Source organism: Sphingobacterium allocomposti (assembly GCF_008124885.1).
Taxonomy (GTDB): domain Bacteria; phylum Bacteroidota; class Bacteroidia; order Sphingobacteriales; family Sphingobacteriaceae; genus Sphingobacterium; species Sphingobacterium allocomposti.
Genome location: NZ_VNHX01000013.1, coordinates 79,102 through 91,104, shown reverse-complemented (window position 1 = coordinate 91,104; position 12,003 = coordinate 79,102). Strand labels below are relative to the sequence as shown.

The window sequence follows — 12,003 nt, the reverse complement described above, 5'->3', positions numbered from 1 at the left end:
GTGTTCATTACAGAAAATGGATGGAAGTAAAAAGGGCATATGAAACCGGGAGCCTAGGCGTTGTTATCCAGTGAATACATATATGATCGTTATAAAGTTATTTATAGTATATGTCCTGACTGCCGCCATACAACGCTGATCCGGGCATTCCAAATGACAATTAAAAGGCAAAATGCGAAGCATTCATGAATACAAGTGGATGTAAACAGAAATGAATAATTATATACATATGAAACGTAGATTTTTGAGTAACCAGTGGAGGATAGTTAAGTTAGGTTTCGCTTCGGCGGTTTTTACCTTCTTTACGTGGACTGCGCAGGCGCAGGAGCAAAGCCAGCATAGCAATCCGAATGTCCGTTTAGGGCAGAAAGCTCTGTTAGACGGCGATTTTAAGGCGGCTGCGACACATTTGCAGAAAGCGCTGCCGGCGGAGGCTAACGACCCGGATGTACAGTACCTGTTGGGTTATTCGCAGTTCCATAATGGCGATTACACCAAAGCGATCGAGACATTTAAAAAAGTTGTTGCTTTGGATCCAAAACATACCTCGGCATATTACTACAAAGCTAAAGCAAGCAACAACCTCGCCGTGGCAAGTAATAGCAAAATAAGCAACGCCGCGAAAGAGCAGCTGCTAAAGACCGCGATCGAGGATTATAGCAAAGCGATCGCTATCTCAGCCAACGACGCTAAGTTGTACCAGAACAGAGCGATAGCTTACCGAGATCTGGGAATATTAACTGGGACGGCTGGCGCAGCGAATTACGATAAGACTAAAGCTGCTGACGCGTATAATAAAGCGGTTTCAGATTATGAAAAAGTGTTGACGTATGACGCTTCCAGAAAAGACATTCAGACCGAAGTGAAAAAAGCAAAGGTTTACAGAGATAACCTAAAGTAGTAGCCGGTTTTCCAGCAGATGATAAAGAAAGATGCCCCAACGTGATAAACGTCGGGGCATCTTTCTTTTATACGGCGAATGTTGATTGATCAATCGACATTCACCGTAGCTTCCGGGGATGCGCCCCGGGAATTTTATGCATAGACACTTTCTTTTTTGAACTTTTTGACAAGAAGTGCATATACAATTGCGCGGTACTTGTTCCTGTTCGATTTCCCTACCTGTTCAATAACGTCATCTATTGCCTGATCCAACTCAGGACTATCCTCCAGCCCTAGCTTCTTGATTAGGAAGTTGGTTTTCAGCCTCGCCAGCTCGGCTTTGTCGGAAGCGGCGATGGTCTCCGCATCGGCATTGAAAATAGACGGTCCGAGGCCTTTTGTAACGGAAGCGATCAACGCTTCATCGACGGAAAGGTTTAATTTCTTGGCCTCAGCTGTGTAAGCTGCGATTTTTTCTTCTAGCTTGCTCATAACTTTTTAATTAAGATGTGTTGATTACCTACCTAAATTTAAATAGTATTTTCCTAAAAAGTGCAACGCTACATTTTACTGCGCTTAACGTTATTTCAATAATCCGGCTCTTTTTAGCAGCGAATCGACCTGAGGTTCCTGCCCACGGAAGCGCTTGTAAAGGGTCATCGGGTGCTCCGTGCCGCCCTTTGAGAGGATGTTGGCCATAAAGCTGCTGGCTACTTCCCTGTCGAAAATTCCTTTCTCCTGAAAGAAGGCAAACGCATCGGCGTCCAGTACCTCAGCCCATTTATAGCTATAATATCCCGACGAATAACCCCCGTTGAATATATGCGAAAAGGATGGGCTGACGGCATTTTCCGCCACATCCGGATAAAGCTGCGTTGCAGCTAAGCAGGACGTTTCAAACAACTTCACGCTCGAGATGTCCGACGGGTCCTGTCCATGCCATCCCATATCCAGCATGCCGAATCCCAGCTGGCGGCACGTAGCCATCCCCTCCAGAAAAGACGCCGAAGCTTTGATTTTGTCGATCAAATCCATTGGTATGACCTCGTCCGTCTCATAATGCCTCGCAAAAAGCCCGAGCGCCTCCTTTTCGTAGCACCAGTTTTCCATGATCTGACTTGGAAGTTCGACAAAATCCCAGAACACGGAGGTGCCGGATAGTGTGGGGTAGACCGTGTTGGCCAACATGCCATGCAAAGCGTGACCAAACTCGTGAAATAGTGTCGTTACCTCGTTAAAAGACAGTAGGGAGGGTTTCGTGGCCGTAGGCGACGTAAAGTTACAGACGATGGAGACATGGGGGCGCTCGTTAATGCCGTCTTTCCGATATTGAGGTTTGAAGGATGTCATCCATGCACCATTCCGTTTTCCCTTCCGGGGGAAAAAGTCGGCATAAAAGATGGCCACCAGATCTCCCGCTGCCCCGTGGACCTCAAACGTACGAACGTCGCCATGGTACTTGTCAATATGGTATACTTCCGTGAAGTGCAGGTCATAAAGTTTCTTGGCAATCTGAAAGGCACCGTTCAGCACACGGTTTAGTTCAAAATAAGGCTTCAGCACTTCGTCGTCTATGTCGAATTTTTCCTGTTTAAGCTTTTCGCTATAATAAGGGCCGTCCCATTTTTCTAACCGGTCAATATGGTGCAACCTTTTTGCAAAGTTGGCCAATTCTTCAAATTCCCGCTCCGCTGCAGGCTTAGCTTTTTGAAGAAGATCCGCAAGGAAAGCTGTCACCTTTGCGGGGCTCTGTGCCATACGTTCCTCCAAAATAAAGTGCGCATGACTTTCGTAGCCCAGTAGCCGGGCCCGTTGAAAGCGCAGCTGCACAATCCTGAGGATGTTCTTCTCGTTGTTATAACCGTTATCCTGAAATGCCTTACGCCCAGCTGCAAGGGTAATCTCCCGGCGGAGGCGGCGGCTATCTGCATAGGTCACAAAGGGGATGTAGCTTGGGTAGTCGAGCGTAAATATCCACCCCGATTTTCCGGAAGATGCAGCAAGGCTGCGTGCCGCTTCAACGGCACCCGCGGGAAGGCCTGCAAGATCCTTTTCATCTGTGATATGCAATTCGTAGGCATTGGTTTCGGCAAGGACATTTTCTCCGAACTGCAGTTTTAATACGGCGAGCTCCGCATCTATTTTTCGTAAGGTTTCCTTTTCCGTCTCACGCAGGAGTGCGCCGTTCCTGACAAAATTGCGGTAGGACTTTTCCAGCAGCGTCCGCTGCTCTGTAGTTAATACCAGCGATTCTCTTTGCTCAAAAACGGTTTTAACACGGCCGAAGAGCGCTGTGTCGAGGTTTATATCGTTGGCCAGCTCCGACAGTCTCGGGGCAACTTCCTGCGCGATTTTCTCTAACTCGTCGTTCGTCTCGGCAGCGTGCAGGTTGAAGAATATATTCGAAATACGGTCGAGCTCCATGCCCGAGTAAGCCATTGCCTCCACGGTATTTTCAAACGTCGGAGGCACACTGTCCGTACGGATAGCATGAATTTCTTTCTTTGTTTTTTCAATGGCGATATCGAAAGCCGGCAGAAAATCCGACGCTTTTATCTGGGAAAACGGGGCTGTTCCGTGAGCCGTTTCAAATTTCTGATTTAATATACTCATGTGCTAAAAATACAATTTTCACCGGACATCCCAATGTTCGGGTGCAGCAGCTCGTTTTTACGGCATGGCAGCGAACAGACCTTCGTCTGCCAGTTCTTTATTCACCATGGCACCTGTAACACTCCCCGTGAGGACAGCGTTGGCCACCGAGCGCATGCCGCTGCTGTTGTCTCCGCACGCGAATACCCCGGGAACGGTCGTCTTCTGAAAGGCGTCGACCTGAATGTATCCCTGCGCTGTTTCTACGCATCCAAGTTCTCTGTGTATTGCGGTGTGATGTTCAAAAGGAATAGCGGCATAGAGGGTATCGAGCGGAACGCTTTGACCATCTTTCAGTACAATGTGTTTTAGACGCCCATTTTCATGTTCTAACGATCCTATTTCCTGCTCTAGAATTCTGATACCCAGTTGGCGAAGCTTGTTCCGCTGCTCACCGTCGAAGACCGTTTTTCCATCCGTGAATACGCAGACGTCGGCAGTTAGATTACGGACTAAAGGGGCTAGATGCAATGTGCGCTCGGCGTCTGCCCATATTCCTGTCCGTTTTTCCCGGAATTCGTAGCCATGGCAATAAGGGCAATGGATGACGCTGATTCCCCAGGAATCGACGAAGCCGGGTGTGCCGGGGAGTAAATCTTTTATGCCTGCAGCTAGAATCAGTCGCTTTGAGTGCCAAATTTTGTTATCGCCGGTTTCAACCACAAACATATCGTGATCCCTTTTTGCGTGCATGGCACGTTGATTAAGCCATGAAACCGTGGGGTAGGCGCCGAGCTGTTCGCGGGCCACTTCTGCGATATAACCGGGTGTAGCGCCGTCGCGTGTCAGGAAATTGTGTGAATGAGGTGTTGATCTATTACAGGGTTTTCCGTCATCGATAATCAAGGTCTTCCGCAGCGAACGTCCCAGGGACAGCGCAGCAGACATTCCGGAATAACTCCCACCGATAATGATCGCGTCGAATAGCTGGTTGTGTTCCATATATTTGAATTCTAGGGCAAAGTAAATAAATGTAGTTCTTATATGCAATTAAGTTGCGTTAATAGGTGTCGGTTTGACAATGGATTGACACTTGCCTACGGCAATGAGAGTAAGGGCGTATAGCCTAATTGGAGAGTATGACAGATACGGAAAGAGGCCGCACCGTGTTCCGAAGCGACCTCTTTCTCGATTTTATGGCATTATTTCTTTTTCGCCGCGCGTTTTTTCTTTTGGTTTTCCGCATCTTCAAAATCACGGAGGATAAGGCGCTCAATGGTTTTCTCTATGCGTTCCCGTCCTTCGTCTTCGTTAATATCGATTCCACTGACCGTGCTGCCGTTATTTTTTGCATGGAGGGTCAGATAGTAAATTCCACCCAGAATAATGGCGAGTGTAGCGCGGATGTCCACATCCGTGTCTTCAAATTTCGGGTCGAGATATTTCAGCAGATGGTCGCCCACCTCCTCCCGGTCGTCCGCTACTTTCCTGAGCAACTTGCTTTTCATACCCATCTCCCAGTGGATGATGCGCTGAATTGATTTATCTTTTAGGAAAGAGTCAAACTGAACCTGAAATACTTCGTTGGTTTCCGCGGCACCAAGTTTCTCCGGGTTTTCTAACAATTCGGTTAATTGGGTTTTCGATTTTGCGGACCAGAAGTCTTTTTCTAGTATATACTGTTCGATAAGGCCATCTAAACTGCCAAAATACAGATAGATGAGCTTAGGGTTCAGTCCGGACTCTTTTGCAATATTCGTGATCGTTAAGCCCGAGTAGGTGTATTTCTGTAATACTTTACCTACTGTAGCGACTAGCCTGCGCTTCGTCTTTTCTTTGTCCCTGATGGGGCCTGATACTACTTTTCTCGGTTTTTTTACCGGAGCATTTTCAGGTTGTTCTAGTACTTCATTTTTTTTTCGTGCCATGGTAGATAATACCTTCTTTTTTTGTATAGTGTTCAGCTGGTAAAATTGCTTATTTAGATTGGAAATATCAAGAACTTGTTGTATTTTTTTTGATGGCGGATAACTAAAAACTAGGCATTTAGCCGGAAAGTACGGCTTTAGAACCATATTTAATTCTTCTACTATTTCCGTCAATTAAAATTGAAATTAAGAAATTGCTTTTTTGAGCATTTTCTTCTTGTAGAAACCCCGAGGAGGCTACGTACTGGCTGGATAGTGTATTACCACAGCTTGCGTGCGAAGACACTTACATCGCGAGACCGGCCGCCGCCGACCAGCCCGATACAAAAACGGCAAAAGGGGGCCCAGGAATATATGCTCTTTTCAAAATACTAGACAATGTCTTGAAAAAAAATACCATAAAAACGTTCTCTTCCTATTTATCTCTTAACAGTAAAAACGTATGGATGTTTTTTTTATTTTCTTTTTTTGTTGAAAAAGTAAAAAAGATTCGGTTGCTCGGGCTGTATTGGCGTCGTTTGGAAACGCATCCGCAGAATTGTTACCACAACCTGACGGGGGCGACAGGAGCTTTTTCATTTCCCGGTGCATGAAGCATGAAGAAGTCGCGATATATTGGTATACTTGCCGGGGTGAAACACCTAAGCGATGCTGCCCGCGGGTCTCATCAGTTTAGTGATAAGTACGTAGTGAAATTTTCAATCGAATCACACAGGAATAAATAAATACATATGAAAGTGACAAGCTGGAAGAGCGTTGGTTTTATGGCGCCGTTATTATGGATTCTTTGTATGGCCGGATGTAGAGAAGATGCAAAAAACGAAGATACCTCTGACAAGGAGGAAATGCATATATTCGCCATCGACTCAAAAGATTTTAAGCAGCGTTACGTTCCGGGAGAGGAGCTGATACTGCGTATCCAGGAGGATCCTAACCAAACCATTGATTCGGTAATCTATTATGTAAATGAGGCTCGGGAGGCTAAGGCGGAGGGGAATGACAGCGTGCGTTATGCTTTGTCCGACGGAAAGTTCGGGATACAGGTTATTAAGGCGATTGTTTACAGTAATGGCGTGGAACAGGAAACAGCAGTGCGTGTGGATTTTCTGCCCGCATCGGAACCGAAGCTCCGCCATTACCGTTTAGTCAACACCTATCCACACGATATCAAAGCTTATACACAGGGACTGGAATTTTATGGAGATTATCTGATCGAAAGTACGGGAAACGGAGAGGGGCCATCTGGCAATAAGGGGAAGTCGAGCGTACGGATTGTAAAGCCGGTCACGGGAGAAATTGTCCGGAAAGTAGAATTGGACGATGCGATTTTCGGTGAGGGCGCCACCGTGCTTAACGATAAGCTCTACCAGCTGACATATAGAAACAATGAAGCGTATGTCTACAATGTTCATACGCTTGAAAAGGTCGAAACGCTTCCGTACTTCCAGTACATGGAGGGCTGGGGGCTGACAAACGACGGAGAACGGCTGTACATGTCGGACGGGTCCGAACGTATTTATATTCTGAACCCGAAAAATTTCTCTAAGATAGATTACTTTTCGGTAGCGACAAGTAAGAGCATCGTAAAAGCGGTCAACGAACTGGAGTGGGTAGATGGGAAGATCTACGCCAATTTTTATGGAGAAGACCTTATCGGTATAATTAATCCGGAAAATGGTGCGGTCGAAGCCTTAATCGATCTTGCGGCCCTACGGGAGAAGGTGACTCCGCATATTGATCTCGACGTGCTGAACGGTATAGCGTATAACAACAAGACAAAGACTTTTTTCGTGACCGGAAAAAACTGGGACAAAATATTCGAAATCGAGGTGTTGCCCTAGCGTCATAAACTTTGGCCTGACGACTTACGTAAGAGGTCTTCCAAACCTTCCAGCTGAAACAGGATCCGGCCAATCTTGATGTCGGACCATCCCTGCTTGACCTGGTATGTAAAACACGGCTTACCGGTTTCCGTGCTGCAGTCTAAATACAATGTATCAACCAGCCCGCGTTCGATGACGTGGGCTTTTTTTAACTCGTGCAGATGCGTGGAAATAAAAAATAAGCAGGATGAGAACTGCATCAGTCCCTCTATTGTGAGCTTGCTGATCTCCATTGCGTCGTCGATATTAGTGCCTTTAAAGAGCTCGTCGAAGACGGCAAAGCAGGTTTCTCCGCGCCGAGTACGGACTAACACCTCTTTCACGCGCTTGATTTCCATCATGAAATGGCTGTATCCGCTTGCCAGATCGTCGTTATGATTGACCATCACCGAGATGTGTTCAAAGAAAGGTATCGACGCCTGTTCGGCGGGTACGGCGAGCCCCAGGTGCGCTAAGTATACGCAAATGCTCAAAGTCTTCAATAGCGTTGATTTTCCGGACATATTGGGGCCTGTCAGCAGGCAGACGTTGTTTGAAGCGACAATATTGTTCCGGACGGGCACGTCCAAAGCCGGATGGAAAGCCTGTCGCAGGTCGAGCTGCGTCCCTCCCATGCAAGGGAAAACGAAGCCATGTTTATGTATGGCACGGGCGACTGAAATGTAAACCTCGAAACGTTGTACTGATTCGAAAAATCGGATAATGTGGCCTCTCCGTTGCTTCTCTATAATAAACTTGGTTAAAGCTACCACCTGTTTTAAACCGAATTTCTGGCGCTGGATACACCGGATCGGAGCCTGCAGCTCAAGTTCTTCCAGAAACCCACGTATGAAGTGTAGTTCGCTTTGATAAAAAGAAGGAAAGCGAGAGGTGTCCAGCTGTTGAATGCTTTTACGGCTCCACTCCTGGAAAAAAGTGGAAATATGCATGAAATCTCCTATAATCTGGTGGCGATGTGATGATGAACGATAATACTTCAAGATTTCCCGGTAGCCGTAGGCACGAAGATCGGGATCAGTCATGATGCTATGCGCTCCATGGAAATCGGCAGCAGAATACGAGAAGTCCTGAAGAGAAGCAATGTTTGCGACAAAGACTTTAAGGATACGCTGCCGTTCCTCTATGTCCTGCTGAGATACCAGTTGGTTTTCAAACCAGCTATTCAGTAATTCTCTCGAAAAATGATTGCGTGTAAAGTCGAAAAGAGGGATGATCTGCTCCCGTACATTTAGATCGTCTATGCCTATCATAACGTTTTTCTGTTAAAATATAAAAAAAAGCTAGCCGGGCCGAAGCGTTAAGGCTTTTTAACACTTGGTTAGCGGGCAATGCGATTTAAAAAGCTATTGGCGCCCCGCCGATCGGAGAGGCAGATACAGCTTGGCCGAAACTGCCAGCTACCGATTTGCCGTGGTACAATAAGGTTGTGTTAAAGGATGTTAAACGGTAACAAATCTGATACGTTTGGTGAACTTTTTGAATAATGGTTTTGTTGAATAGACAAAGTAAGGATAGAAATATATTGATTCACTAAAATGTTTGGACAATGAAAAAGTTAATTTTAACGGGGTTGAGTTTGTTATTCGCATTAACGTTGACCTTCGCACAGGAAGGTACCCCAGAGCAGAAAGCCAAAACGACGGTAGAGACATTAAAGGAGCGCCTGTCGCTAACAGATGCACAGCAAACGGCAATTTACGATATTGTGCTAGAGCATAAAAAAGCAAAATGGGCGCTGAAATCGGACACGACCATTACGCCCGATGTTGCTAAAGAGCAGGCTAAAAGCTTAAAAGCTACCGCCGACGCCAAAATCGCTGAACAGTTGACCGAAGAGCAAAAACCGCTTTTTACCAAATGGGTAGAGGAGCGTGATGCTAAAAAAGAGGAAAAATAGCTTTAGTTTTTATACTTTTTCGGGCTGATAATATCCCTGGATAACGTGTATAGTGTTTCAATCCCCGTGGAAAGCTTTCCGCGGGGATTGTTTTTATCGGGTAGGCGGCGCGGCATTACGGCTGTGGCACGCCGTACCCTCGGGTTTGAGTATCACCCGCGTCTGTGAAAGGCTCTCCGGAAAGGCCGTCCGGATATACTCGATCATCTGTTCGCGGATATAGCAGCGCAGATCAAATGCGTCCCCCGAATTCCGGCAGCTCATCAGACAGCGGATTTCCATGCTTTGTTCCTTAAGATCCGTCACCTGCATAACCGCCACTTTGCCGTCCCAAAGCCGGTGCCCCTCGAGTAAACGCATAAACTGCTGTCTCAGCGCCTGAACAGGAATCGTGAAATCGGCGTAGATGAAGACGGTGCCGAGAATTTCCGCTGTCGTCCGCGTCCAGTTTTGAAAGGGTTTTTCAATGAAATAGTTGATAGGAAGGACAAGGCGGCGCTTATCCCATATGTTGACGACCACATAGGTCAGGTTAATCTCTTCTACTTTTCCCCATTCCCCCTCGACAACAAGGACATCATCCATCCGGATGGGCTGGGTGAATGCTATCTGGAACCCGGCCAGTAAGTTGCCAAGCGATTTCTGTGCCGCAAAGCCTATGATTATCCCGCCGACACCGACACCGGTCAGTAATCCCGCTCCGATTTTACGCATATTTTCGAAGCTAAGGAGAATAATGGCGAGGGTGACGATGACGATGATCGTAATTAATAACTTTCGGATAAACACGATCTGTGTGCGCACTTTCCGCTCCCGCAGGTTGTTTTCTTTATTTACATCAAAGCGATAGTATAAGTAATCCTCGAAGACACGGATGGAACGGATAATAATGACAGCAAAACAGCCGGCGAGCAGAATTTCCGTTGTCTTGCTGACCAGCCGGAAAGTTGCTTCGTTGAAACGGGTGAAGGGCAAAAGGCTGTTAAAAACAAGGAGCGGAATAAACACGCTAATAATTTTATTAAAATGCCGGATGAAAGACCGGAATAGTGAGTACGAAGATTGGGCAATGGCTTGCTTGCGGACAAAAGGCACAGTAACAGCTTTGATGAGAATTCCCAGTAAAAACGAGCCTATGATGATAAGCAGGTTCCATACCCATACCGGCATGGCTTCGGAAAAACGGATGATGTGTTCGTTCATAGCACTTTTATTTATAGAGGGAACGTGTCTATACGGTCAACGTTTTCCGAAATGTAGATTCGAGCAGGAAGAGCGATTGTTCGCGATTTAGTTGTGAATGTTCGAATATTGCGCTATTTTAGAAAAAACTTTCATGATGTCGTTAATTTGCGAACTATCAGGAGGTTTAATGATCTTTGAAACCACGTCCGGGACCATCTGTCTTTGAGAATAGATCGACGCTGATGGATGCCCTGACCTTTCAGAAAAAAAAAACGAATAGGAGGAAATTGAAATTTACAGAATTTGGTTTCTCTTCAACATTAGAAGAGGGACTTGACAGCATGGGATTTGAAAACGCCACACCGATACAGGAGCAGGCGATACCCGTGATATTACAGCGAAAAGATCTTATTGCCTGCGCACAGACGGGTACGGGCAAGACAGCATCTTATTTATTGCCTATCTTAAATAGGATCGCCAACAATCCTAAAGAACGTGTAAATAGTCTTATCCTCGTTCCAACGAGGGAACTCGCTTTACAGATCGATCAGCAGATCATGGGTTTTGGCTACTTCACAGGAGCGACATCCATCTGTGTATATGGCGGTGGCGATGGCATAGGTTATGAACAGCAAAAACGCGCTATCCGTGAAGGGGTGAATATTATCGTAGCTACTCCGGGACGTCTGATAGCCCATATGTCATCGGGCAATTTTGATTTCAGCGATCTCGAAACCTTGGTACTCGATGAGGCCGACCGGATGTTGGACATGGGCTTTCACGATGATCTGATGCGGATCATCAGCTACCTGCCGAAGCAACGGCAAAGCCTCCTGTTTTCCGCGACAATGCCTACAAAGATCAGAACCTTGGCAAAGAAAATTCTGGTTAATCCAGCTGAGATAAATGTAGCGATTTCAAAGCCGTCCGAAGGAATAGATCAACAGGCATATCTGGTATTTGATGAACAAAAGATCGACCTGATAAAGCACATTCTGAGCGATCCCTCTTTCGAAAGCACCATTATTTTTGCGTCGAAGAAGGAAATTGTCAAGCGGCTGACCAAGGAACTCGTAAAGATGGGCGTCGCAGCAGAAGGATTTCATTCAGATCTGGAACAGGCACAGCGCGAAGATATTATGAACCGTTTTAAGGCTCGACGGGTAGGAGTACTTGTTGGTACCGATGTAATTTCCCGCGGAATAGACATCGTTGGGATCAGTCTCGTGGTAAATTATGACGTACCGCCAGATCCTGAAGATTATGTTCACCGGATCGGACGGACGGCGAGAGCCGCGACAACCGGAACTGCGATAACCTTTATCAACGATAAAGACCAGAATAAGTTCGCCCGCATTGAACGGCTGATTGAGAATGAGGTGCGCAAATTGCCCCTGCCTGAAGGGTTCCGCGAAGGACCGCTCTACGCCCCCAAAACAGGCAGCAATAAAAGGAAGAGACCTTCCAACAACAGAAATAAAAAGCGATCTCCTAACGCAGCCAAACCGAAAGCAGGTAGCTAGTACGTGCGGCCTCACGAGCTGTAGGCACGGTCGAGGCCGTCTGCGGCTATTGTCATATCCATACAAAATACCGCTCAATAATATACACCATCTTTTAAAAAGATAATTTTAAA

The 12,003-nt window shown here is 46.4% G+C and carries 10 protein-coding genes; 4 read left to right on the top strand and 6 right to left on the bottom strand.

The annotated features are described in order from the left end of the window. The first annotated feature begins 229 nt into the window (after positions 1 to 229). Positions 230 to 901 carry a tetratricopeptide repeat protein gene (locus BC792_RS10820; RefSeq protein ID WP_148909023.1) on the top strand — a complete coding sequence of 224 codons (672 nt, stop codon included), beginning with the start codon at positions 230 to 232 and terminating at the stop codon, positions 899 to 901. 134 nt (positions 902 to 1,035) lie between these two features. Here the strand turns inward: BC792_RS10820 and BC792_RS10815 are convergent, their stop codons facing one another. The 4 genes from BC792_RS10815 to BC792_RS10800 form a co-directional block, all read right to left on the bottom strand. Beyond that, positions 1,036 to 1,374 carry a DUF2853 family protein gene (locus tag BC792_RS10815; RefSeq protein WP_148909022.1) on the bottom strand — a complete coding sequence of 113 codons (339 nt, stop codon included), beginning with the start codon at positions 1,372 to 1,374 and terminating at the stop codon, positions 1,036 to 1,038. Between the two features lie 90 nt (positions 1,375 to 1,464). Beyond that, positions 1,465 to 3,495, bottom strand: coding sequence for a M3 family metallopeptidase (locus BC792_RS10810; RefSeq protein ID WP_148909021.1), 2,031 nt, complete (start codon positions 3,493 to 3,495; stop codon positions 1,465 to 1,467). Positions 3,496 to 3,552: 57 nt separating this feature from the next. After that, on the bottom strand, positions 3,553 to 4,476 hold the full coding sequence (locus BC792_RS10805; protein WP_148909020.1) for an NAD(P)/FAD-dependent oxidoreductase: 924 nt from the start codon (positions 4,474 to 4,476) through the stop codon (positions 3,553 to 3,555). A 200-nt stretch (positions 4,477 to 4,676) separates the two neighbouring features. Continuing rightward, complete coding sequence (locus BC792_RS10800; protein ID WP_148909019.1) at positions 4,677 to 5,402, bottom strand: TetR/AcrR family transcriptional regulator; 726 nt, start codon at positions 5,400 to 5,402, stop codon at positions 4,677 to 4,679. A 731-nt stretch (positions 5,403 to 6,133) separates the two neighbouring features. Here BC792_RS10800 and BC792_RS10795 point away from each other — a divergent pair. Beyond that, the gene (locus BC792_RS10795; RefSeq protein WP_148909018.1) at positions 6,134 to 7,243 is read left to right on the top strand and encodes a glutaminyl-peptide cyclotransferase; all 1,110 of its coding nucleotides are present in this window, start codon (positions 6,134 to 6,136) and stop codon (positions 7,241 to 7,243) included. A gap of 2 nt (positions 7,244 to 7,245) precedes the next feature. Here the strand turns inward: BC792_RS10795 and BC792_RS10790 are convergent, their stop codons facing one another. After that, the gene (locus BC792_RS10790) at positions 7,246 to 8,535 is read right to left on the bottom strand and encodes a MutS-related protein (protein ID WP_148909017.1); all 1,290 of its coding nucleotides are present in this window, start codon (positions 8,533 to 8,535) and stop codon (positions 7,246 to 7,248) included. Positions 8,536 to 8,831: 296 nt separating this feature from the next. Here BC792_RS10790 and BC792_RS10785 point away from each other — a divergent pair, with 296 nt between their 5' ends. Further along, positions 8,832 to 9,182, top strand: coding sequence for a hypothetical protein (locus tag BC792_RS10785; protein WP_148909016.1), 351 nt, complete (start codon positions 8,832 to 8,834; stop codon positions 9,180 to 9,182). Between the two features lie 93 nt (positions 9,183 to 9,275). Here the strand turns inward: BC792_RS10785 and BC792_RS10780 are convergent, their stop codons facing one another. After that, entirely contained in the window at positions 9,276 to 10,385 is a 1,110-nt protein-coding gene (locus tag BC792_RS10780) for a mechanosensitive ion channel family protein (RefSeq protein WP_148909015.1), read from the bottom strand. Positions 10,386 to 10,654: 269 nt separating this feature from the next. Between BC792_RS10780 and BC792_RS10775 the strand changes: the two genes are divergently transcribed. Further along, positions 10,655 to 11,890 (top strand): DEAD/DEAH box helicase, encoded by a 1,236-nt coding sequence (locus BC792_RS10775; RefSeq protein ID WP_148909014.1) that lies wholly within the window; start codon positions 10,655 to 10,657, stop codon positions 11,888 to 11,890. The last annotated feature ends 113 nt before the right edge of the window (positions 11,891 to 12,003 follow it).